This is a genomic window from Lentzea sp. NEAU-D7 (assembly GCF_026242055.1).
Lineage (GTDB): Bacteria > Actinomycetota > Actinomycetes > Mycobacteriales > Pseudonocardiaceae > Lentzea.
The window spans coordinates 1-21,149 of sequence record NZ_JAPJDL010000039.1 but is presented as its reverse complement, the minus strand read 5'-3'; the positions used below and the strand labels follow the sequence as shown (position 1 = coordinate 21,149).

Annotated in this window: 20 protein-coding genes; 11 read left to right on the top strand and 9 right to left on the bottom strand. The window is 71.1% G+C overall.

The window, feature by feature from the left end; genetic code table 11:
• Positions 1-26: 26 nt before the first annotated feature.
• The gene (locus ORI60_RS43940; RefSeq protein ID WP_266043930.1) at positions 27-458 is read right to left on the bottom strand and encodes a cupin; all 432 of its coding nucleotides are present in this window, start codon (positions 456-458) and stop codon (positions 27-29) included.
• 140 nt (positions 459-598) lie between these two features.
• Here ORI60_RS43940 and ORI60_RS43935 point away from each other — a divergent pair, with 140 nt between their 5' ends.
• Positions 599-1,276, top strand: a complete 678-nt coding sequence (locus tag ORI60_RS43935; RefSeq protein WP_266043928.1) for an alpha/beta fold hydrolase — start codon at positions 599-601, stop codon at positions 1,274-1,276.
• A 120-nt stretch (positions 1,277-1,396) separates the two neighbouring features.
• Here ORI60_RS43935 and ORI60_RS43930 read toward each other — a convergent pair whose 3' ends face one another.
• The 3 genes from ORI60_RS43930 to ORI60_RS43920 form a co-directional block, all read right to left on the bottom strand.
• Positions 1,397-2,461, bottom strand: a complete 1,065-nt coding sequence (locus ORI60_RS43930; RefSeq protein WP_266043927.1) for a lectin MOA-related protein — start codon at positions 2,459-2,461, stop codon at positions 1,397-1,399.
• A gap of 182 nt (positions 2,462-2,643) precedes the next feature.
• Positions 2,644-3,129 carry a glutathione peroxidase gene (locus tag ORI60_RS43925; RefSeq protein WP_266043958.1) on the bottom strand — a complete coding sequence of 162 codons (486 nt, stop codon included), beginning with the start codon at positions 3,127-3,129 and terminating at the stop codon, positions 2,644-2,646.
• A gap of 14 nt (positions 3,130-3,143) precedes the next feature.
• Positions 3,144-3,488, bottom strand: coding sequence for a hypothetical protein (locus ORI60_RS43920; protein WP_266043926.1), 345 nt, complete (start codon positions 3,486-3,488; stop codon positions 3,144-3,146).
• 110 nt (positions 3,489-3,598) lie between these two features.
• On the opposite strand from ORI60_RS43920, the gene ORI60_RS43915 reads away from it, so the two are divergent.
• Positions 3,599-4,105 (top strand): M15 family metallopeptidase, encoded by a 507-nt coding sequence (locus tag ORI60_RS43915; RefSeq protein WP_266043925.1) that lies wholly within the window; start codon positions 3,599-3,601, stop codon positions 4,103-4,105.
• Here the strand turns inward: ORI60_RS43915 and ORI60_RS43910 are convergent.
• The 3 genes from ORI60_RS43910 to ORI60_RS43900 are packed head-to-tail and all read right to left on the bottom strand — an operon-like array spanning position 4,102 to position 6,308.
• Positions 4,102-4,926: a PaaX family transcriptional regulator C-terminal domain-containing protein gene (locus ORI60_RS43910; RefSeq protein WP_266043924.1), complete on the bottom strand. Its 825-nt coding sequence runs from the start codon at positions 4,924-4,926 to the stop codon at positions 4,102-4,104. The two genes, ORI60_RS43915 and ORI60_RS43910, sit on opposite strands and share 4 nt — an antisense overlap.
• A 34-nt stretch (positions 4,927-4,960) precedes the next feature.
• The gene (locus tag ORI60_RS43905; RefSeq protein WP_266043923.1) at positions 4,961-5,833 is read right to left on the bottom strand and encodes a fumarylacetoacetate hydrolase family protein; all 873 of its coding nucleotides are present in this window, start codon (positions 5,831-5,833) and stop codon (positions 4,961-4,963) included.
• 58 nt (positions 5,834-5,891) lie between these two features.
• Complete coding sequence (locus ORI60_RS43900) at positions 5,892-6,308, bottom strand: RidA family protein (protein ID WP_266043922.1); 417 nt, start codon at positions 6,306-6,308, stop codon at positions 5,892-5,894.
• Positions 6,309-6,348: 40 nt separating this feature from the next.
• On the opposite strand from ORI60_RS43900, the gene ORI60_RS43895 reads away from it, so the two are divergent.
• From ORI60_RS43895 to ORI60_RS43875, 5 genes are all read left to right on the top strand, one after another.
• Positions 6,349-6,831, top strand: a complete 483-nt coding sequence (locus ORI60_RS43895) for a cupin domain-containing protein (protein WP_266043921.1) — start codon at positions 6,349-6,351, stop codon at positions 6,829-6,831.
• The gene (locus ORI60_RS43890; protein WP_266043920.1) at positions 6,828-7,727 is read left to right on the top strand and encodes an acyl-CoA thioesterase; all 900 of its coding nucleotides are present in this window, start codon (positions 6,828-6,830) and stop codon (positions 7,725-7,727) included. The genes ORI60_RS43895 and ORI60_RS43890 overlap by 4 nt, the downstream gene beginning before the upstream one ends.
• A 41-nt stretch (positions 7,728-7,768) precedes the next feature.
• The gene (locus ORI60_RS43885; protein ID WP_266043919.1) at positions 7,769-9,379 is read left to right on the top strand and encodes an AMP-binding protein; all 1,611 of its coding nucleotides are present in this window, start codon (positions 7,769-7,771) and stop codon (positions 9,377-9,379) included.
• Positions 9,376-11,748 carry a bifunctional salicylyl-CoA 5-hydroxylase/oxidoreductase gene (locus tag ORI60_RS43880; protein WP_266043918.1) on the top strand — a complete coding sequence of 791 codons (2,373 nt, stop codon included), beginning with the start codon at positions 9,376-9,378 and terminating at the stop codon, positions 11,746-11,748. The genes ORI60_RS43885 and ORI60_RS43880 overlap by 4 nt, the downstream gene beginning before the upstream one ends.
• 200 nt (positions 11,749-11,948) lie before the next feature.
• Positions 11,949-14,273, top strand: a complete 2,325-nt coding sequence (locus tag ORI60_RS43875) for a hypothetical protein (RefSeq protein ID WP_266043917.1) — start codon at positions 11,949-11,951, stop codon at positions 14,271-14,273.
• 17 nt (positions 14,274-14,290) lie between these two features.
• Here ORI60_RS43875 and ORI60_RS43870 read toward each other — a convergent pair whose 3' ends face one another.
• Both ORI60_RS43870 and ORI60_RS43865 read right to left on the bottom strand, forming a co-directional pair.
• The gene (locus ORI60_RS43870; RefSeq protein ID WP_266043916.1) at positions 14,291-14,923 is read right to left on the bottom strand and encodes a response regulator transcription factor; all 633 of its coding nucleotides are present in this window, start codon (positions 14,921-14,923) and stop codon (positions 14,291-14,293) included.
• Positions 14,911-16,875 carry a sensor histidine kinase gene (locus tag ORI60_RS43865; RefSeq protein ID WP_266043915.1) on the bottom strand — a complete coding sequence of 655 codons (1,965 nt, stop codon included), beginning with the start codon at positions 16,873-16,875 and terminating at the stop codon, positions 14,911-14,913. Before ORI60_RS43865 ends, ORI60_RS43870 begins: the two co-directional genes overlap by 13 nt.
• A 174-nt stretch (positions 16,876-17,049) precedes the next feature.
• On the opposite strand from ORI60_RS43865, the gene ORI60_RS43860 reads away from it, so the two are divergent.
• The 4 genes from ORI60_RS43860 to ORI60_RS43845 all read left to right on the top strand — a co-directional run bounded on the left by ORI60_RS43860 (position 17,050) and on the right by ORI60_RS43845 (position 20,857).
• The gene (locus ORI60_RS43860; RefSeq protein WP_266043914.1) at positions 17,050-17,724 is read left to right on the top strand and encodes a hypothetical protein; all 675 of its coding nucleotides are present in this window, start codon (positions 17,050-17,052) and stop codon (positions 17,722-17,724) included.
• Positions 17,725-17,841: 117 nt separating this feature from the next.
• Positions 17,842-18,918: a TetR/AcrR family transcriptional regulator gene (locus ORI60_RS43855; RefSeq protein ID WP_266043913.1), complete on the top strand. Its 1,077-nt coding sequence runs from the start codon at positions 17,842-17,844 to the stop codon at positions 18,916-18,918.
• The gene (locus tag ORI60_RS43850; RefSeq protein ID WP_266043912.1) at positions 18,915-19,523 is read left to right on the top strand and encodes a transcriptional regulator; all 609 of its coding nucleotides are present in this window, start codon (positions 18,915-18,917) and stop codon (positions 19,521-19,523) included. The genes ORI60_RS43855 and ORI60_RS43850 overlap by 4 nt, the downstream gene beginning before the upstream one ends.
• Positions 19,511-20,857, top strand: a complete 1,347-nt coding sequence (locus ORI60_RS43845; protein WP_266043911.1) for a PEP/pyruvate-binding domain-containing protein — start codon at positions 19,511-19,513, stop codon at positions 20,855-20,857. Before ORI60_RS43850 ends, ORI60_RS43845 begins: the two co-directional genes overlap by 13 nt.
• Positions 20,858-21,149: the final 292 nt, after the last annotated feature.

The window sequence follows — 21,149 nt, the reverse complement described above, 5'->3', positions numbered from 1 at the left end:
TGTGCACGAACGGGTGGCCGCGGCGCCTACTCGAAGGAACAGCCGGGATTCGGCGCGCTGACCGCCAGCGGGTTGCCCACCGGGTTCTGGTAGAGCACCTCCAGCACCAGTGGCGCGGTCGTGAGGTTCCGTCCCAAGTGGACGTAGCCGGTGCCGTTGGGTTCGTTGATGAACTGTCCCGGCCGGTACACGCCGTCGATCGAGCAGTCCGACTCGTGGTGGGTCAGCACGCCTGCGAGGACCACGGCCTTGACCGGCCCGGGGTGGTGGTGCCAGCCCGTGGAGCCACCCGGCGCGATGGTGATCTCCCTGAGCACGTACTGGGTGTCGCCGACGGTCTGGTTGAAGATCGTGACGGCGGTGACCCCGCTGCCCGGTGTCGCGCCCGCGACCGACGGCACCACGGCGGCCGACAGCCCGAGGGCCGTGATCAACGCGAGCCGGCTGGTCGTGCGCATGGAACTCTCCTCGGCCTTGCAACGGTGGGACGGCTGCCCCACCAGAATGCTGGACCTGTGTCGCGTACGCGTCGAGGGGTGCGCCTCGACGCGTACGCGATTGCCCGTGAGAGGATTCCGGCTTCCTGGCGGGAGAACAGATGCACTTACCCGACATTCTTCTGGTGCACGGCGCGTGGCACGGTTCGTGGTGCTGGGAGCTCGTGACAGAGGAGCTGCGGCGGCTCGGCCGCACCGCCCACACCGTTGACCTGCCCAGTTCGGGAACGCCCGCCGGGCTGCACGAGGACGCGGAGACCATCCGGCGCGCGATCGCGGCGATCGACCGGCCGGTCGCGGTCGTGGGGCATTCCTACGGCGGCTTCCCGGTGACCGAGGCGACGGCGGGGTCCGCGTTCGTGACCCGCGTGGTCTACCTGGCGGCGTGGATGCTGGAGGCGGGCACGTCGATCAGCGAGGTGGCCGGCCTGCCGGAGTTCGAGACCGAGCTCGTCGCTCCTCCGCCCGATGCCGTGGCCCAGTTCTACGACGGCGTCGATCCGGTGCTGGCCGAGCGTGCCGCCGGGATGCTGCGGCCGCAGAGCGCCCGCAGCGCGACCGACCGGCTCAGGGCCGCCGGGTGGCTCACGATCCCGTCCACGTACCTGGTGTGCGACAACGACAAGACGATGCCGCCCGCGGTGCAGGAGGAGATGGCCGCCCGCGCGTCCTCGGTGCACCACCTGCCGGCGTCGCACTCGCCGTTCCTGTCCATGCCCGCCGACTTGGCCGCGTTGCTGGACCAGATCACGCTCGACCAGGCGCGCGTGCGCTCGTAGTGCCCGGGCGACCCGGGCCCGGTCGCCGCACGCGTGCAGCGCGTCCAGCCGCTTCCGGTCGGCCAGACCGATTCGAGCGTGGTGCCGCCCCCATCTCGCGGGGGGCGGCACCACGGCCGCCTACATCAGGATGAAGTAGGGCGTGTACGCCGCGCCCGCGTGGTCCTTCCAGTCCTCGCCCTTGGCGATCTGACCGTTCTGCGGCTCGATGACCCGAACGGTGCCGCTCGTGTCGATGAAGACGTTGACGGCGTGCGCGCTGTTCGCCGTCGTCCCGAAGATGATGCCGACCGCGTAGCCGTACTCCGGGCTGACCGCGTAGGCGTCCTTGGAGCACTGCGCCTTGTAGACGTAGCTGAAGTCGTCGCAGTCGAAGTAGTCGGCCTTCCAGCTGTACTGCGCGAGGCCGGAGTTGTTGTAGGCCGCCATCACCTGGGAGGTCGAGACGGCCTGGTAGTACTTGTCCCCGGTGTTGAGCTTCAGGTCGTAGCTCGCATCGGGCCACGTGGCGCTGAACAGGCTGTCCAGCTTGGACTTCTGCACGTAGAACCTGTGGAAGGTGAGCGCGGCGGCCGAGTGCGAGCTCGAGACGTACGCCCAGTTCCACGAGCCGGAGTCCCCGCACAGGTTCATGGTCGTTCCGTTGTTGTTCCACGACAGGGTGTAGGTCTGGACGCCGTCCTGGTTCTTCTGGGCGGCCTTCGCGGACAACGACATCACCGGATAGCCGCTGCCGTAGTCGGACGGCGCCCAGAAGGCGTACTCCCACGAGGTGGCGGTGCCGTTCGAGTGCAGCGGCCAGTTGCGCTCCGGCATGGTGATCGACGCGGGCTTGTCGACCGGGTTCCCGGAGAACTGCAGCGGGAAGACGTCGGTCCAGTAGCTGTCGTAGGCGCCGAAGTACGCCCATTCCCAGCCGCCGCTTCCCGCGTCCTGGACGCTCAGCACCCGTCCGGCGGCGTCCTTGACCACGTAGGGCGTGCTCGCGTCGATCTGCTCAGCGGGGATCGGCTCGCTCAGCGTGATGACCGGGCCCCCGCCTCTGGAAGGACCCGACGAGTCCTGGCCTCTTCTCGGGGCGTGGAGGTGGCCGGCGAGCAGGTCGCCCGGGTCGGCGTGCGGTTCGCGCTGGATCGGGAGGAGGAGGTCGGTGGCCTCGGTCGGGGTGATGCGCAGGATCGTCATGGCGGCCTCGGAGTGGAAGGGGTTTGGACCCGTTCAACAGTCCGCCGACCGCCGTGGCGCGACAAGATATCTATCGGTGCGACAAGGGCGACTCGCGGGAGTCGCGGCCCGGCGAGCCACCCGGACGTGTGGCGCCGCCGGGTGAAATCCGCCTCGCGGCCACTTGACCCGGTCAAGCAGTGCTAGCGCAGCGCGGCCTCGATCGCCTCGGTGATCGCGGCGTCCTCCGGCTCGGTGGTCGGCCGGAAGCGGGCGAGGACCTGCCCGTCGCGCGAGACGAGGAACTTCTCGAAGTTCCACACCACGTCACCGGCGGCCCCGTCGGCGTCCGGGTGCTTCGTCAGCTCCTGGTAGAGCGGGTGCCGCCCGGGCCCGTTGACCTCGATCTTCTCGAACAGGGGGAACGACACCCCGTAGGTGGCCGAGCAGAACGTGGCGATCTCCTCCGACGTGCCCGGCTCCTGGCCCGCGAACTGGTTGCACGGGAAGCCGACCACGGAGAAACCCTCGGGCCCGTACTTCTCCTGCAGCCGCTCCAGGCCCGCGTACTGAGGGGTCAGGCCGCACCGCGAGGCGACGTTGACGACCAGCGCCACCTTGCCCCGCACCGCGCTCAGGTCACCGGGCTCGCCCGCGAGCGTGCCGACGGGGATGTCGTAGATCTCCATGCCGCCAACGTAGTTCATGCTTCCCGCCCACCGGGAGCGGCCACGATCCGCGCGCTCACCGACGGCGGGGGAGCGGCGAGCCCGGGCCCGCCCGCGTCGACCCAGTCGATCACGCCCCGCACCGCGTCGTCGTCGAGCACGGACCCGACCCACACCGGCCTGGCCCCGGCGGCGCGGGCGGCCCTGCTGGGCTGCACGACGACCACGTTGGAGGCCTCGCACGCGTCGAGGCAGTCGGCCACCTTCACCGATGCGAGCCGTGCGCGCAGCACTTCGAGCTGGTGGTCGTGATCGACCTCGGGGTGCTTGCGCTCGGTGCCGCAGCAGCAGCCGCGGCACACGGTGATCCGTGAACTCATGATCACCGTTCTACGCAGTCGACGGTTCGTTGCACAACGCGCACGCTCCGCTCGCCGTCCGGCGACATCGACCGGGAAAGCTCGAAGTCGTGGCTGGCAAAGGAAGTTGGATGATCCTCCTGCTCGCGGTGGTGACGGCTTGCACACCCGCGGGACCGCAGGCGGCGGGTGTTCAGGCGACGGTGAACGGCGACGGCAGCATCCCGGAGAACGAGAGCATCTCGCTGGACGACGGCGAGCACGCCGCCATCGCGAACCTCGATCCCGCGCTGCTCGCCGCGATGCGCAAGGCGGCGGCGGACGCGAGGCTCGCCGGGGTCGAGCTGCGGGTGACGTCGGGCTGGCGCAGCGCGGAGCACCAGCAGCGGCTGCTGGACGAGGCCGTCGAGCTGTACCGCAGCGAGGAGGAGGCCCGTCGGTGGGTGCACCCGCCGGACAGGTCCGCGCACGTCACGGGCAAGGCGATCGACATCGGGCCGACGAACGCCGACGACTGGCTCATCCAGCACGGCGCCGACTACGGGTTGTGCCAGGCCTACGCCAACGAGATGTGGCACTTCGAGCTGCTGACGACCCCCGGTGGCCAGTGCCCGCAGCCGCGGAGCACCGCCGGCTAACGACCGTGGATCACGGCCAGCGCGTGTTCGCGGGCCGGTGCGCTCAAAGTCTTGTTGAGCTGCTCGAACAGGGCCTCGGCCGTGACGCCGTTCCAGCCCGGGGGCAGCAGCGACAGGGGGAGCCCGGGGTCGCTGTACGGCAGGCGGCGCCACGCGGTGAGCATCGGCACGTACGTCTGGAACGCCTGCTCGGGGGACGTGACGCCGGCGTCGAGGACGGGGCGGTGGCGGCGCAGGAAGTCGGCGTACAGGTCGGTCAGCTCGTCGAGGTCCCACCAGGCGCGGACCTTGGAGCGCAGGTCGCCGAACGCGAAGTGGTGGCCCGTGAAGATGTCCACGTACTCGGACAGCCCGCGGCGCTCCAGCGTGCGGCGGGTCTCGGTGGCCAGGTTGCCCGGCGCGACCCACACGCCGGGGGCCGTGGTGCCGAAGCCGAGCTGGGTCAGGCTGGTGCGCAGGGCGTGGCGCTTCTCGCGTTCCGACTCGGGCACGGAGAACACGACCACGAGCCAGCCGTCCTCGATGGTGGCCCGGCGGCGTTCGAAGATGCGGGTGTCGCCCTCGGCCAGGGTCTCCAGCGTCGACTCGGAGAGGGCGTAGCCGGCGCCGTCGCGGCGTTCGGCCCGCACGACGCCCCGGCGCTTCAGGCGGGAGATCGAGGACCGCGCCGCCTGGCCCTCCACGCCGAGGTCGGCCATCAGCTGGACGACGGAGGCCACGGAGAGCCAGTTGCTCTCGCCACGCGCGTAGAGGCCGAAGATCGTGATGATGAGCGGGCCGAGCCGGTCACGCCCGGCGGGAGCCGCGGCTTCCACGGTCATGTCCGCGACGTTCAGCGCCCTCTCCTCACCTTGATCAGCTCCTGGCGAGCTTAACGCCCGGCTCGCCGAGAGCCGTCAGCGTGACGGTGTTGCGCATCTCGCCGAGACCGCTGACGCGCGTGACGACGACGTCGCCGTCGCGCAGGAAGACCTGCGGCTCGCGGGCGTTGCCGACACCGCTGGGGGTGCCGGTCAGGATGACGTCACCGGCGCGCAGGGTCATGCCGTGGCTGAGCTCGGCGATGATCCGGGCGAAGGAGAACGCCATCTGCGCGCTGGACGCGTCCTGCAGCAACACGCCGTTGACCTCGCACTGGACCCTCAGCTGTCCGAGGTCGCCGATCTCGTCGAGGGTGGTCAGCCACGGGCCGAGCGGCATCGTGGCGTCGAGACTCTTGCCCTTGAGCCACTGACCGCCGTGCGCGCGTTGGAGATCGCGCTGCGAGACGTCGTTGGCGACGAGGAAGCCGAACACGTGGTCCAGCGCCTTCTCCTCGGGGATCGACCGGCCGTCCCGCCCGATGACCATCGCGATCTCGGCCTCGTAGTCCCACTTCTGGGACACCGAGGGGTCGTAGGCGATGCCGTCGCGCGGGCCGACGACCGTGTCGGGGCCCTTGGTGAAGAACGTGGGACGCAGCGGACGGGACACGGGGTCCTGCCCCTCGCGCTTGCCGGCGGACTCCTCGAAGTGGTCCCAGTAGTTCCAGCCGGTGCACAGGATGTCGCGGTTGAAGCGGTGCAGCGGCGACTCCAGCCGCACTTCGGCCAGCGGCAGGACCTCGCCGGTCTCGACCGGAGCGCCCCGCACGACGTCGTCGACCGCGCACGACAGCAGCGCGATGGAGTCACCGTCGACGACCCCGCCGCGACGGACGCCGCCGACGGTCACGGAAGCGAGCTTCACCCACGAACCTCCTCGGATATCGCGTTCATGTTTCGCTGATCATGGAAACGCTATCGATTCAGCTGGGCCTGACCAGCCGGTCTTCCGGGATCACCGCGACGCCGAGGATCTCGATCAGCGCCTCCGGCTGCCACAGCGCCGTGCAGCCGATGCCCGCCATGGCCGGGTAGACCGGGCCGGCGAGCTCCCGCCACACCTTGCCGATCTCCTTGCCGTGGGCTTGGTAGCCGGGGATGTCCGTCAGGTAGATCGTGATGCTGACCAGGTCCTCCGGCTCACCGCCGACCGCGCGCAACGTCGTCAGCACGTTGCTGAACGCCTGGCGGAACTGCTCGACGATGCCGCCGGGAACGATCTTCATGTCGGCGTCGAGGGCGGTCTGCCCGCCCAGGTGGAGGGTGGTGCCGGCGAGGGTGCCGTGGGAGTAACCGCTCGGCGCCGGAAGGCTGGCCGGGTTCACTGCTGCAGGCCTCATGAGTATTGACAGTATCTGACGGTCGTGAAGAATACGAGATATGGAGCCCGACCTGAGCAAGTACCAGCTCGACGGCGACAACTCGATGTACCGGCTGCCCAGCGGCCTGGTCGCGCCGGTCGTGACGCGCGGCGGTGCCGAGAACCCGGACACCGCCGACTCCGGTGGCGCGATCCGCATCTCGGGCGTGAGCATCCAGCACACCCCGGCGACGAAGCTGTGGTTCGGCAAGGTCACGAACGAACCGGGCTACCGCTCGGTCACCCACCACCACGGCGAGGCCGAGACCGGCGGCTACGTGCTCTCCGGCCGGGCGCGGATCTACTTCGGCGAGAGGTTCGAGGACTACGTCGACATGGAGGAGGGCGACTGGGTGTTCGTGCCGCCGTTCATGCCGCACATCGAGTGCAACCTCGACCGGAACAACCCGCTCACGTGGATGACCACGCGGACGCCGGAGAACATCGTCGTGAACCTGGACGACGTGCCGGACGAGGAACTGCGCGACTGGCTGACCCGATGACGCCCGCACCGACCTCCGCGATCTTCACCGACGCCGTCGCGCTGGAGAAGGCCGAGCCCGAGCACTTCGACCTCGCCTTCACCGCCGTCACCCAGCCCTGCCCGTGGCCCAAGGCCTACGGCGGGGACCTGGTCGCCGCCGCAGCGGCCGCGGCCATGCGCTCGGTGACCGACGGCAAGACGCTGCACTCGATGCACAGCTACTTCCTTCGCCCGGCCGACATCGGCGCCGAGGTGCGCTACGAGGTGGAGCTGCTGCGCGACGGCCGCGGCTACAGCACCCGGCAGGTCCGCGGCTACCAGAACGGCAAGCCCCTCTACGCCTGCCTCGCGAACTTCGCCGCCGGCGAGCCGGGAGGTGGTTTCCGGGCCGAGCTGACCGGCGACCTGCCCGGCCCGGAGGAGCTGCCCAGCTCCGCCGACTTCCTCGCCGGACGCTCCGGCGGCTCGATGACCGAGGAGTCGAAGGCCTACTGGTCCGGTGGCCGCAGCTTCGACATGCGGCACGCGCCCGGCCCGGTCTACCTCGCGGTGGAGGGCGAGAAGGTCCCGCACCAGGCCGTGTGGGTCAAACCGTTCGACCCGCTGCGCCCGGTCGACGGCCTGACCGACGCCCAGCGCGACCTCGCCGCGCTGGCCTACGTGTGCGACTACACGATCCTCGAACCGGTCCTGCGGGTGCTCGACCTGCCGTGGGCCCGGCCGGGTCTCGTCACCGCGAGCCTCGACCACGCGATGTGGTTCCACCGCGAGGGCCCGGTCGACGACTGGCTCCTCTACGTGCAGGAGGCCGTCGCCGCCGACGCGGGCCGGGGCCTCGGCCACGGCCGCTTCTTCACCCGCGATGGTCTCCACCTCGCCACCGTTGCCCAGGAGGGCATGATCCGCACCGCCTGACCTGCCCGCGCCGCCACGCGGGTCGCCGGAAGGACTCACCCATGCCGACTCCTCCGTCACCCCCTCGGGACACCTTCGCCCGCGACCACTTGCCGCCGGCCGCCCTCTGGCCGGTGATCGAGTTCACGACGCCCGAGCTGACCTACCCTGCGAGGCTCAACGCCGCCACCGAGCTCATCGACGTGCCGGTGGCCAGGTTCGGCCCCGGCCGCCCCGCCCTGCGGACGCCGGCGGGGGAGGTGTGGTCCTACGGCGAGCTGAAGACCCGCGCCGACCAGGTGGCCCAGGTGCTCGTCGAGGACCTCGGTCTCGTGCCGGGGCAACGCGTTCTGCTCCGGTCACCGAACAACCCGTGGACCGTGGCCGCGTGGCTCGGCGTCCTCAAGGCCGGTGGCGTGGTGGTGACGACCATGGCCGCGCTGCGGACCCGTGAGCTGACGCCCGTCGTCGAGCGGACCCGTCCGTCGATAGCCCTGGCCGACCAGCGGTTCGTGGAGGACCTGCACGCCTTCGCGGAGCTGACCGTGGTCGGGTACGACGACCTGCGGGTGCTCGCCGCGACGAAGCCGGGGGAGTTCACCGCGGTCGACACCGCCGCCGACGACGTGGCACTGCTGGCGCCCACGTCCGGCAGCACCGGATCACCCAAGATCACCGCGCACTTCCACCGCGACGTCCTGTCCATCGACAACACCTTCGGCCGGCACGTGCTGCGGCTGACCGGGGACGACCTCGTCGCCTGCACCGCCCCGTTCGCCTTCACGTTCGGCCTGGGCATGCTCGTGGTCTTCCCGCTGCGGGCCGGTGCCTGCGCCCTGCTGACCGAGGCCGCCACGCCCGCCCAGATCGCGGACCTCGTGCAGCGGCACGGGGTCACGGTGCTCGCGACGGCGCCGACCGCGTACAAGGCGATCCTGCGCGACGGCGCCGAGGCGAAGCTCGGCGGTCTGCGGACCGCGGTGTCTGCCGGCGAGCACATTCCCCAGGAGACCTGGCGGCGGCTGCACGAGCGGCTGGGGCTCAAGGTGATCGACGGCATCGGCGCCACGGAGCTGTTGCACATCTTCATCTCCGCCGCCGGCGACGACATCCGGCCGGGCTCCACGGGCAAGCCGGTGCCCGGATACCGCGCCACCGTGCTCGGCGCCGACGGCGAGGAGCTCGGCCCCGGCGAGCCGGGACGGCTCGGCGTGATCGGCCCCGTCGGCTGCCGCTACCTCGACGACGAGCGGCAGGAGGACTACGTGGTGGGCGGCTGGAACGTCACCGGTGACGTCTTCCACCGCGACGAGGACGGCTACTTCCACTACCACGCCCGCAGCGACCACATGATCGTCTCCTCCGGCTACAACATCGGCGGCCCGGAGGTCGAGGAGGCCATCGACACCCACCCGGACGTGCTGGAGTCCGCCGTCGTCGCCAAACCCGACGAGGAACGCGGATCGGTCGTGTGCGCCTTCGTCGTGCTGCGCGACGGAGTTCCGAGCGACGAGGCGAAGGCCCGCGAGATCCAGGACCACGTCAAGCGCACGATCGCGCCCTACAAGTACCCGCGCGAGATCCGGTTCCGGACCTCGTTGCCGCGCAACGCCAGCGGCAAGCTGCAGCGCTTCACGCTCCGCAAGATCGTCGAAGAGGAGGTGACGGCGTGAGGACCGCACCCAGAAGGATCGCCGTCGTCGGTGGTGGCCCTGGAGGTCTCTACTTCGCGGCACTGATGAAGCAGCTCGATCCGGCGCACGACGTCACCGTGTGGGAGCGCGACGCGCCGGACGTCACGTTCGGCTTCGGCGTGGTGTTCTCCGACGAGACGCTCGGCGGGATCGAGAACGCCGACCCGGAGTTCGCCGCCGCCATGGCCAGCCGGTTCGCCCGGTGGACCGACATCGACATCCACCACCGCGGCGAGAGCCACACCGTGGGCGGCCAGGGGTTCGCCGCGATGAGCCGCAAGGAGCTGCTCGGGCTGCTCCAGCGGCGGTGCCGCGATCTCGGCGTGACCGTGCACTTCTCCACGCCCGCGCCCGGCGCGGAGGTCCTGCGCGCGTCGCACGACCTGGTGGTCGGGGCGGACGGCGTCAACTCGCTGGTGCGGCAGTCCTTCGCGGACGTCTTCCGCTCCACTGTGGACCGCAGGCACAACAAGTACATGTGGCTCGGCACGGATCGCGTCTTCGAGGCGTTCCAGTTCTTCATCAAGGACACACCGTGGGGCACCATGCAGGTCCACGGTTATCCGTACTCCGACAGCGGTTCCACGTTCATCGTCGAGATGCACGAGGACGTCTGGCGCCGCGCCGGCTTCGACACGGCCCAGGAGTTCGCGCCGGGCGTCTCGGACGAGCACGCCGTCGACCGGATCCGCGAGCTGTTCGCGGAGGAGCTGGCCGGCCACCAGGTGTTCGCCAACAACTCGAAGTGGCTCAGCTTCGCCACCGTGCGCAACGAGCGCTGGCACCACGGCAACGTGGTCCTCGTGGGCGACGCCGCACACACCGCGCACTTCTCGATCGGCTCCGGCACCAAACTCGCGATGGAGGACTCGCTCGCCCTCGCCGCGTGCCTGCACGAACACGGTGACGTCGAGACCGCGCTGACGGCCTACGAGACCGAACGACGCCCCGTCGTCGAATCCACCCAGCGCGCCGCCCAGGCGTCCCTGGAGTGGTTCGAGAACATCGGCATGTACGCGGACCAGGAGCCGACCCGGTTCTGCTTCAACCTGCTCACGCGCTCGCGCCGGATCACCTACGACAACCTGCGCACCCGCGACCCGGAGTTCGCCGACCGCGTCGACGCCGCGTTCGCCGCGTCCCAGGGACTCGAGAGCACGGCCCCGGCGATGTTCCAGCCGTTCCGCCTGGGACAGCTGGAGCTCAAGAACCGCGTGATCGTCTCGGCGATGGACATGTACTCCGCCGTCGACGGCGTGCCGGGCGACTTCCACCTCGTGCACCTGGGCTCGAAGGCCATGGGCGGCGCGGGACTGGTGATGACCGAGATGGTCTGCGTCTCGCCCGAGGGACGCATCACGCCCGGCTGCACCGGTCTGTGGACCGACGAGCAGCGCGACTCCTGGGCGCGGATCGTGGCGTTCGCGCACGAGCGGAGCACCGCCCGCATCGGCCTGCAGCTCGGCCACTCCGGCCGCAAGGGCTCCACCCGCCTGATGTGGGAGGGCATGGACGAGCCGCTGCCCGAGGGGAACTGGGACGTCATCGGCCCGTCTCCGCTGCCGTACGGCCCTGGTTCACCCGTCCCGGCCGAAGCCGGCCGCGAGGACCTGGCCCGGATCACCGCGGAGTTCGCCGCCGCGGCCCGGCGCGGTGCCGAAGCGGGGTTCGACCTGCTCGAACTGCACTGCGCGCACGGCTACCTGCTGTCCTCGTTCCTCTCTCCGATCGCCAACCAGCGCACCGACGAGTACGGCGGCTCGCTGACGAACCGGCTGAGGTTCCCCCTGGAGGTGTTCGACGCCGTCCGCGCCGTGTGGCCGGAGGAACGCCCGATGATCGTGCGCATCTCCGCGACCGACTGGGTCGACGGCGGCAACACCGAGCACGACGCCGTGGAGATCGCCCGCGCGTTCATCGCCCACGGCGCGAACGCGATCGACGTCTCCACCGGCCAGGTCACGGCGGGCGAACGTCCCGCGTACGGCCGCAGCTACCAGACGCCGTTCGCCGACCGGATCCGTCACGAGGTCGAGGGAGCGGCCGTCATCGCGGTCGGAGCCATCGCGTCCTACGACGACGTCAACTCCATCCTGCTGGCGGGCCGAGCGGACCTGTGCGCGCTCGGGCGCACGCACCTCTACGACCCGCACTGGACGTTGCACGCGGCGGCCGAGCAGGGGTACCCGGCCGAGTGGCCGGTCCAGTACCGCGCCGGCAGCCGCAAGCCGCCGTCCGCGCGCACCGACGCCGTCCGGCCGCGGTTGTCCCTGCTGCGGGCGGAGCCGCCCGACCGCACCGTCCACCTGCGGTGGACCCCGCACCGCGAGCATTCGCTTCTCGCATAGGCACTTCAGCGGCGTTCAGGTGAAACTTCATTCAGGGATGAATTGGAATCTCTTGTCAGGGCACATGTTCAGCATTCGCACATTGGTCTGATGGTGCAGACATCACGTGCACGCGGGTGAGGGGGTTTTTCCCGAACAGAAGACGTCCCTAGCGTCGGCGGTCAGTTCCCGAACTACCCGCCACCGAAGGGACCATGCTCGTGCGAAGACGTGTGCCGGCGATGGTGCTAGCGGGCGTGCTCGCCGGCAGCACGCTCACCGCCGCCGTTCCCGTGGCCGCCCAGCCACCCGTGTCCACGCTCACCAAGTCCGTGCAGGGAGTGTCCGATCCCGCCTCCCACGGCGACGTCGCCTCCTGGGTCGTGTCCTACGCGAACGGCGCCGACGGTGCCGCTTCGATCACCGACCCCATCGGCGCGGGCCAGACCCTGCTGGCCGGCTCGCTGCAGGTACCGCCGGGCTGGACCGGCACCGAGGGCAACCCGGTCACCGCGACGAACGCCAACGTGCGCAACGGTGGCAAGGCGCTCTCCAGCGTGTTGACGCCGCCGGTGCAGGCCAGCGCGGCATCGACCGGCGGTGACGGCTTCACCCCGATCCTGCAGCGCACGCCCGACGGCCGCCTGCAGGCGTGGAACGTCTACCACCACGCGGCTCTCACCGTCCCCAAGCTGGTGTGCACCGATCTCTCGACGAGCACGCCCTGCCCAGGCGGTCCGTGGCCGAAACCGCTCAACACCGCGCCCGGCCCGTTCGGCACGGGGAACACCGGCGACATCAGCAGCCCGCTCGAACCGCAGTACGTGCGCGACGAGGCGAATCCGGCGCGCGTTTACTACTCGGCCACCACGGCGTCCTCGATCGGCGTGGCCTGCATGGACCTCGTCGCTCCGGGCAACTGCGGGTTCTGGCCGCTGATGCCCCGCGGCGGGCAGACGACCGAGATGGCGGGACTCGTCCAGATCGGCGGCAACCTCTACGGTGCCTCGACCTCGGGCGACGTGGTGTGCTGGACGATCGCCACCCAGAGCGCGTGCGCGGGCCAGCCCTACGCCCCGATCGTGCCGTGGACCAACACCGGCAGCTACTACTACGGCGCGCTGACCGTCGCCGGGGGCAAGCTCTTCGCCTCCTCGGTGCCGGCCGCCGGTGGCGCTCCCCAGCTGGGCTGCTTCGACCCCAGCACCACGGCCAGGTGTGCGGGCTGGCCGGCCTCGAAACCCGTCGGGCCCAACGGCAACATCACCTACAACGCCTACACCGCCTACAGCACCACGGGTGCGGAGACCGGTGCGTGTTCCAGCACGACCGGTGCGTCGAACGTCACCACCTGTTACGCGATCGACGGCTCGCCCCTGCCCGCGCCGTCGGCCACGGCCGGACTGGAAGGAGGCGTGATCGCGTTCAACCCCGAGGTGGTCCGCACCGGTGACCGCGTGCGCAGCTTCATCGGCATCTGGCGCGGCCCGTACCTGGGTGCGGCGGTGTGCCACGACTGGAGCACCGGGGCGTCCTGTGCCGGCGTGCCTTCGCGCATCACCCACCCGACCGTCAACGGTGGCGACACCAGGGACTACGGCTACGCCTACGACGTTCCCACCGGCTGCATGATCGGCTTGGGTGACGCGGGCGTGCTGTTCTCGATGGATCCTGACACGGGGGCGTCGCCCTGCGTTCGCAGCGGCGCCTCCGTGTCTCTCACCCCGTCTCAGTTCTACTGCGACGGCAAACCGCACGTCACCGCATACACGAAGGCGCGGCTCGTCGGCGTGACACCGGCGAACGTGAACTTCGGCGCCTCCACCGTGAAGGCCGTCGACGGAGGCGGAAACCCCGTCGCCACACCGGGCTTCGCCCCTGACGGCACGGTCGACCTGACCGGTGTCACGGCCTCCTCGCTGACCGTCACGGCTTCGCTCGTGCTGAACAACGCCGCGGACTTCGGCGGCGGCAACCAGCCGTCCCTGGCCGTGGAGTTCAACGGCGACGCACCGCAGATGTGCTTCCGCACCACGATCTCCGCGGACTGCGCGGTCACGTCCGTCGCGAACACGGCGAACGGAACCGATGCGACGGGCGGCTTCTCGTCCAACACGGTGACCCGCCAGGTCGCGCCGGGAACGGCGTGCATGCCGAACGTGGTGGTGAACAAGGAGATCTGCGGGTCCTACACGCCGGCCAACTGCAAGGCGGGCGGCGCCGGTCCGTGGGCGAAGCAAGCACCCGTGGGCGTGCTCGGCCTGCTGAACGCGACCGCGTACTGGCGCGTCACGGTGACCAACAACGGCCCGATCCCGATCGTCGACGCGTACGTGGTCGACGACGTGGAACCGGCCTGCCAGTCCGGGCCGTTCACGCTGCAACCCGGTGAGTCCGAAGTGGTCTACTGCTCGACGTACGCGTTGCTCTCGCTCTTCCCCCTGACCAACAAGGCGAAGGCGAAGTACACGCCGGTCAACGGCACCCGCACGTACAGCGAGTGGTCGTCCGCGAAGGCCTGCTCACTGCTCTGCGTGCTGAACTGAGCAGAGGTGGGGGAGCATCAGCCGTACTCGGCCAGGTAGGTCAGGACGGCCAGCACCCGGCGGTGCTCCTCCACGTTCGCGGCCAGTCCGAGCTTGGCCATGATGCTGCCGACGTGGGTCTCGACGGTGCGCTCGGTGAGCCAGAGCCTCCGCGCGATCGCGACGTTCGTGCAGCCCTCGGCCATCAGTCCGAGCACCTCGCGTTCGCGCGGGGTGAGCGCCCCGGTGGTGGGCCGTCCCAGCAGCCGGCCCACCACCTCGGGGTCGAGGGCCGACCCACCGGCGGCGACGCGCGTGATCGACTCCAGGAAGTCGTCGACGTCGAGCACGCGGTCCTTGAGCAGGTAACCGAATCCTCCCTGGCTGACCAGCTCGACGGAGTGCTTCGTCTCCACGTGCTGGGACAGCATCAGGATGGCGACCCCCGGCTGGGCCGCCCGGATCCGGCGGGCGGCCTTCGCGCCGTCGTCGGTCAGGCCGGGCGGCATCCGGACGTCCACGATGGCCAGGTCGGGCTCGGCCCGCGCCACCACGTCCACGAGGGTCTCGGCGTCGGCGGCACGGCCCACCACCTCGTGGCCCGCGTGGGACAGCAGGCTCGCCAGACCTTCCCGGAACAACGCCGAGTCCTCGCCGATCACGATGCGCACGGCAGCACCGCCTGGATCGTCGTGCCCGCGCCCGGCAGGCTGTTGAGCCGCAACGAGCCACCCAGCGCGGCGACGCGGTCGGCCAGCCCGGCCAGCCCCGACCCGCCCCGCGGATCGGCGCCGCCGCAGCCGTCGTCCTTCACCCACACGTTGACCTCGTCCGCCTGCTGCGTGACGCGGACAGTGATCGTGCTGGCGTGTGCGTGCTTGGCGGCGTTGGTGATCGCCTCGGCGGCGACGTAGTAGGCGGTGATCGCGATGTCGTCGGTCAGCGGTTCGGACATGATCTCCAGCGCCACCGGGACCGGCAACGTGGTCGTGAGCGCGGCGAGGGCGTTGTGCAGGCCGTCGTCGAGGCTGGTGGGGCGCAGGCCGTGGGCGATCTGCCTGAGCTCGGCGATGGCGGTGGCGAGTTCGGCGACGCCCTGGTCGAGCACCGCGTGCACGTCGACGGACCCGGTGGGCAGCTGGCGCTGCGCGAGCCGCATCGCCATGCCGAGCGACACCAGCCGTTGCTGGGCACCGTCGTGCAGATCGCGTTCGAGCCGGTGCCGTTCGGCGTCCCCGGCCTGGATGATCCGGGTCCGGCTCGCCTCCACCTCGCGCAGGGCGGTGGCCAGTTCCCCGCGCAGCCGAGCGACCTCCACCAGGCTCGCGGCGGCGGTGGCGACGACCTTGAGCACGGCCGGGGTGGTGCCGGACGCGGCGAGAACGCCGATCTGCGTGCCTCCGAGGGTGATCGGGACCAGCCCCGTGCCGGTCACCGCCGAACCGTCGGCGTCGACGAAGGCCGCCGAGGAGGGGAGCAGCAGGCCCACCCGGAGGGTGGGGTCACGCAAGGCCGTGCGCAGCGTCGCCTCGAGCTCTTCGGGTTGGGCGGACTGGGTGTGCACCCGGTGCTGCAGGTCCTCGATGGCGAGCAGGGCGGCCCTCGTGCGGGGGAAGAGCCGCCGGTCCACTGCCCGGTGCAAGCGGCGGCGCACGGGCGTGAGCAGCACGGCGCAGACCGCGGTGGCGCCCGCGGCGGCGGCAGGGGAGTCCTTGCCCACAACGAGGCCGAGCGTCAGCGCGGACAGCGCGTACGCGCCGATCAGGACCAGCAGGACGATCGTGTAGCTGATCGTGTCGGCCAGCACGCGGTCCACGTCGTAGAGGTCGTGGCGCAGCATGGCGATGCCGACCGAGCAGAGCAGCGCGACGAGCGTGACGACGCCGAAGACCGTTGCCACGGCACCACTTCGCCCGGTCACGACGATCTCGGCCAGGCACACGACCGGGTAGGCGGTCACGGCCAGCCCGGCGAACGCGAGCCACTTGAGCTGAGCCCGGACGACTCCGGCGGACCGCCGGAACCGCGCCACCAGCGACACCCCGGCCGCCAGCACGGTCAGCACCAGCCCGATGGTCACGACGTAGCTGAGGACGTGGACCGCGTCCGACGGCGGCCCCCACGGGCGTGCGAGCCCTTCCATCGGTTCGGTGAAGGGCTCTCTGGGCGCAGCGCCGATTCCTTGCTGTGCAACGGAGAGCACGACGATCAGGGGTGGCAGCACCGACCACCGCCTGCCGGGCAGCGACCCGTCCGGGAAGTGCAGCAGCAGCAACGCCACCGCGGCGAGCAGCCACCAGCCGCTCTCGTTGAGCAGCGCGACCACGCGGGAGTCCAGCGGGAGCGACCGGGGATCGGTGAGCCAGGCGCGGTAGTAGACGTCGCGCGCGGCCAGGAAGACGACGATCGTGCCGGCCCAGGCCAGGAGCGGCCCGACGGGGTTGCCGCGCACCCGGAACGCGATCGTCACGCCCAGCGCCGCCATCGCCAGACCGATCGTCGCGAGGCCGGCGAACGCGAGGACCGCCTGGCCCGGCGTGCGGACCAGGAGCCAGGCGCCGCCCGCCGTCAGCACGGCGGAGACGCCCAGAAGACCCGGCGCTGCCGGTCGCGGCCACCTCATCGCCCCAGGGTAAGGCCGGTGTGACGGCACGGCCTCCGTGTCAGCACGGAGACGGGGTACCGGGCCGGCACCGATGTGGCAGGCGCCCTCCGGCCGGTTCTCTGAAGCCACCGAATCCGTGGACGGCGAGGAGCCACCAGACCTCACCGAACCTCATTCAAGGAGGCAGTGACCATGTCCGTCGACATCACCGCGGTGCACGACACCACCGCGAGTTCCACTCGGGGACGCCTCGCCGTCCTCGCGGTCGTCCTGGGAGTCACATCGGTCGCCGCCGTCGCGGGCGGGCTGCTCTGGCCGGAACCCTCGGGCGGCGGCGAGACCTACTCGTACGCCGACGTCGTGGCCGACCGCGACCTGTGGTGGGGGCTGCTCAGCGGCCTCGCGGCCATGCAGGTCCTCAACATCCCGTTGCAGGCACTGGCGACGATGTTCCTGGTCCGCCGTCGCGGCAGCGCCTGGGCCACCTGGGGTGCCGCGCTCATGTGGATCGGCACCGGGTTGCAGGGTGCCGGTGCCGCGGGCTGGGCCGCCGCCTACTTCTTCCCGACCGACCCCTCGGTGGGCGCGGCGGCGGGCGAAGCGGTGATCCAGGCGGCCAACAACGACACCGCGCACCTGTTCGCGCTGATGATCCCCGGTGCCGCACTGGTGTTGCTGGGCACCGTGCTGCAGTGCGTGGGTCTGTTCCGCTCGCACGCGGTCCCGAGGTGGGTGCCGTTCCTGCTGCTGTTCGTCGTGGTCACGTTCGTGGTTCCCGGCAACGGCCTGGCCGGTCTGCTGACCAGCGTCCCGATGGCGGCCGGTGCGATCGGGCTCGGCTACCACGCCTGGCGCGCGGCCGGGTGAAGAAGACGTCGGTCAGCCGGTTCTCCCCGCGCACCGCTCATGGCCGAGCGCCGCCGCTCAGAGGTTGAGGTAATCTGGATGTTCAGAACATCTCAGTTGCGTTCGGCGGGAGTGGCGATGGTTCGGCTGACTCGGGTGCAGCAGCAGGCGCGCACGCGTGCCGCGGTGCTGGCGGCGGCGCGGGAGGAGTTCGCCGAGCACGGTTTCCAGCCGGCGAAGGTGGACCGGATCGCCGAACGGGCGGAGCTGACCCGCGGGGCGGTGTACTCGAACTTCCCGAGCAAACGCGCGCTGTACCTGGCCGTGCTGATCGACCTGATCGAGAGAGCGTCAGCGGGTGAACCGCAGGCGACGGTGTCGCCGACGTCGAGGGTCGACGCGCTCGGGGTGTTCGCGAGGGTGTGGCTCGAACGGCTGCCGCTGGTGGGCGACTCGGCGCCGGGCGGCCGGCTGCAGTTGCGGTCGCTGGACGGCGTCTTCGACGACGAGCGCGGTCCAGCCGTGCTGGCGCAGCTCGCCCGGCTGGAGGCGTTGCTGCTGGCCATCGCCTTGGAACGGGGCGCACCGGCTCGGCGGGTGCGGCTGGCGGAGCTGGTGCTGACGATGCTGGACGGCGCGGGCCACCGGGCCGAGACGTCGCCGGGGTTCGGTGACCCGTTCGACGTCGCGCACGCGTGCAGGCACCTGGCCGAGATCGACCTGGAGGACACCTGGGCGCCGCCGCACCTGCCGTACGTCGCCCCGGCGCGGACGTGCGCGGACGCTTGGACCGCGCCCGAGGGGCTCGTGGACCGGATCAGCGGCGAGCAGGTGGATCTCGCGAACGGACTGGTGGTGGTGCTGGGCGCGAGCCGTCTCGGCGCGGCCGAGGAAGCGGTGCGGTCGGCGAAGCCCGGTGAACAGGTCACGCTGGCCGTCGTCACCGGCGATCCGGAGGAGACCGGGCGCCTCGTGCGGCTCCGGGTGATGGACGCCGTCGGCTGTCTGAGGCGGGTGTTCGCGCCGGAGGTCTGGCAGCACGTCCGGCTGGTGCTCGACGACGACGCGCTGGTGGCCTCGGCCATCGGTGTCACCGATCCCGGCGACGACACCGAGTCCGCGGTCAGCCTGCGGGACGGCGTGATCGTCGCGCGCGCCCACGGCCGCGGCGCCGGGTACGCGGCCGGAGCGCGCAGGCGGGAGGCGACGTCATGAGCGGGGACCTGTCTGTGCTGCACGCGTTGCGCTGCGTCGGCAGCGCAGGGCTCACCCGCGTGGCGTCGTTCACGGGGCTCGCGGAGTCCGATGTGGAGTCCGAGCTGATCGACCTGGCGGTCGCCGGTCTCGTCACCCACCACAAGGGTTTCGGCGGGTGGGCGCTGACGGAGTCCGGCCGCTCCGCCGACGCGGAGCGGATCAAGGCCGAGCTGGAGTCGGCCGGCACCCGTCCCGCGCTGGCCGAGGCGTTCGACGCGTTCCTCGTGCTCAACCCCGAACTGCTCGACCTGTGCACGGCGTGGCAGATCCGCTCCGCCGACGGCGTCACGACCGTCAACGACCACAGCGACACCGACTACGACGCCCGCGTCCTCGCTCTGTTCAACGACCTCCACACCCGCGCCGTCGTGGTGATCGCCGCTCTGGCCGCCGCCGCGCCGCGCTTCGGCCGGTACGACACGCGCCTGTCCGAAGCCCTGGACCGCGCTCAGGCGGGGGAGCGGGAACGCCTGGCCGACACCATCGACTCGTACCACGCGATCTGGGCGGAACTGCACGAAGACCTGCTCGCCACCCTGGGGATCGTGCGATGGGGTGGGTGAGGCGACTCTCCGGCGCGCTGGGCGAACCGCCGGAGGTCGTCGGCGGCAAGGCCCACGGCCTGGTGCTGCTGCACCGCCTCGGCCTGCCGGTGCCCGCCGCTGTCGTCGTCACCACCGAGGCCTGCCGGGCCTTCCTCCGCACGGGCCGGCTCCCCGACGGTCTCGGTGAAGAACTGGCCTCCGCCGTCGAGGTGCTGGGGCCGTCGAAGGTCTCGGTGCGCTCCGGGGCCGCCGTGTCGATGCCGGGCATGATGGACACGATCCTCAACCTCCACCCCACCCCGGACGCGCTGGAGGAGGCGCTGAGGTCGGTGTTCTCGTCGTGGGACACACCCCGCGCCCGCACCTACCGCACCCTGCACGGCATCCCGCACGACCTGGGCACGGCCGTGGTCGTGCAGCGGATGGTGTTCGGCGACCGCGACGGCCACAGCGGCTCCGGAGTGGCGTTCAGCCGCGACCCCGGCACAGGAGAGAACGTGCCGTTCGGCGAAGTCCTCTTCGGACACCAGGGCGACGACGTCGTCTCGGGCAGATCGCTGACCCTGCCCCTGCGCGCACTCGCGGACCGCGAACCCGAGGTCTGGCGCGACCTCCTCGCCGCCCTGAAGCGGATCGAACAGCACTACCGCGACGCGTGCTACGTCGAGTTCACCTTCGAGTCAGGTGCCCTGTGGCTGCTGCAGGTGCGACCGGGCAGGTTCACCGGCGCCGCCGCGGTCCGCCTGGCCACCGACCTGGCCGACGCCCGCACGATCACCCGCGGCGAAGCCCTCCTGCGGGTGACACCACACCACCTCCAGCACGTCCGCGTACCCCGGATCGCACCAGATGCCGACGTCATCGCGCGCGGCCTGGGCGTCTGCCCCGGCGTGGCGACGGGCAGGGTCGCGGTCACGGCCGACGAGGCGGTGCGCATGGCCGCAGACGGCCCGGTCGTCCTGGTGCGCCCGGAGACGTCACCGGAGGACATCCGCGGCCTGGCGGCGGCCACCGGCATCGTCACCGCTCGCGGCGGCCCCGCGAGCCACGCGGCCGTCGTGGCCCGCTCGATGGGAAAGCCCGCCGTCGTGGGCGTCGCGGACCTCGTCGTGGGCAGCGACTCGGTGACGCTGGGCGGGCACACCGCCGATGTGGGCGCGATGGTCACCATCGACGGGACCGGGGGTGAGGTCGTGTTCGGCACGCCGCGCGTCGTCACGGGAGGGGCGGACGAGCACCTGGGGCGGTTGCTGGCGTGGGCGGACGAGGTGTCGGGGGACCGTTCGGAGCGCGGCGAGGCGGAGCGACTCGAGGCCGCGCACGCTGTGCTTCGCCTGGGCTGGGGGGCGTGAGCAGGCCGGCGTGCGGTGCGGCGGGCGATCGGATAGGAGGCTCTGCGGATGGGCGCGAACGCGGGAGACAGAGGTGTGCAGTTGTCCAGGCGAAGCGGCGTCGTTCGGCAGTGGCAGTGAGGTAGTGCTTTGCTGCGGGTTGGGCAAGGGGTGCTTTGGCGCGAACGCGGTGCGATGGTCAGCCCCAAGCCCCAAGCCCCAAGCCCCAAGCCCCAAGCCCCAAGCCCCAAGCCCCAAGCCCCAAGCCCCAAGCCCCAAGCCCCAAGCCCCAAGCCCCCAGCCCCAGCCCCAG

Excerpts from the sequence above, each read along its gene's own strand:
- ORI60_RS43850 (WP_266043912.1), top strand. The coding sequence starts at position 18,915 with ATGAGCGGGGACCTGTCTGTGCTGCACGCGTTGCGCTGCGTCGGCAGC.
- ORI60_RS43900 (WP_266043922.1), bottom strand. The coding sequence starts at position 6,308 with ATGAGGCCTGCAGCAGTGAACCCGGCCAGCCTTCCGGCGCCGAGCGGT.
- ORI60_RS43920 (WP_266043926.1), bottom strand. The coding sequence starts at position 3,488 with ATGAGTTCACGGATCACCGTGTGCCGCGGCTGCTGCTGCGGCACCGAG.
- ORI60_RS43845 (WP_266043911.1), top strand. The coding sequence starts at position 19,511 with ATGGGGTGGGTGAGGCGACTCTCCGGCGCGCTGGGCGAACCGCCGGAG.
- ORI60_RS43855 (WP_266043913.1), top strand. The coding sequence starts at position 17,842 with ATGGTTCGGCTGACTCGGGTGCAGCAGCAGGCGCGCACGCGTGCCGCG.
- ORI60_RS43925 (WP_266043958.1), bottom strand. The coding sequence starts at position 3,129 with ATGGAGATCTACGACATCCCCGTCGGCACGCTCGCGGGCGAGCCCGGT.
- ORI60_RS43935 (WP_266043928.1), top strand. The coding sequence starts at position 599 with ATGCACTTACCCGACATTCTTCTGGTGCACGGCGCGTGGCACGGTTCG.
- ORI60_RS43940 (WP_266043930.1), bottom strand. The coding sequence starts at position 458 with ATGCGCACGACCAGCCGGCTCGCGTTGATCACGGCCCTCGGGCTGTCG.
- ORI60_RS43865 (WP_266043915.1), bottom strand. The coding sequence starts at position 16,875 with ATGAGGTGGCCGCGACCGGCAGCGCCGGGTCTTCTGGGCGTCTCCGCC.
- ORI60_RS43915 (WP_266043925.1), top strand. The coding sequence starts at position 3,599 with ATGATCCTCCTGCTCGCGGTGGTGACGGCTTGCACACCCGCGGGACCG.
- ORI60_RS43890 (WP_266043920.1), top strand. The coding sequence starts at position 6,828 with ATGACGCCCGCACCGACCTCCGCGATCTTCACCGACGCCGTCGCGCTG.
- ORI60_RS43895 (WP_266043921.1), top strand. The coding sequence starts at position 6,349 with ATGGAGCCCGACCTGAGCAAGTACCAGCTCGACGGCGACAACTCGATG.
- ORI60_RS43885 (WP_266043919.1), top strand. The coding sequence starts at position 7,769 with ATGCCGACTCCTCCGTCACCCCCTCGGGACACCTTCGCCCGCGACCAC.
- ORI60_RS43860 (WP_266043914.1), top strand. The coding sequence starts at position 17,050 with ATGTCCGTCGACATCACCGCGGTGCACGACACCACCGCGAGTTCCACT.
- ORI60_RS43910 (WP_266043924.1), bottom strand. The coding sequence starts at position 4,926 with ATGACCGTGGAAGCCGCGGCTCCCGCCGGGCGTGACCGGCTCGGCCCG.
- ORI60_RS43930 (WP_266043927.1), bottom strand. The coding sequence starts at position 2,461 with ATGACGATCCTGCGCATCACCCCGACCGAGGCCACCGACCTCCTCCTC.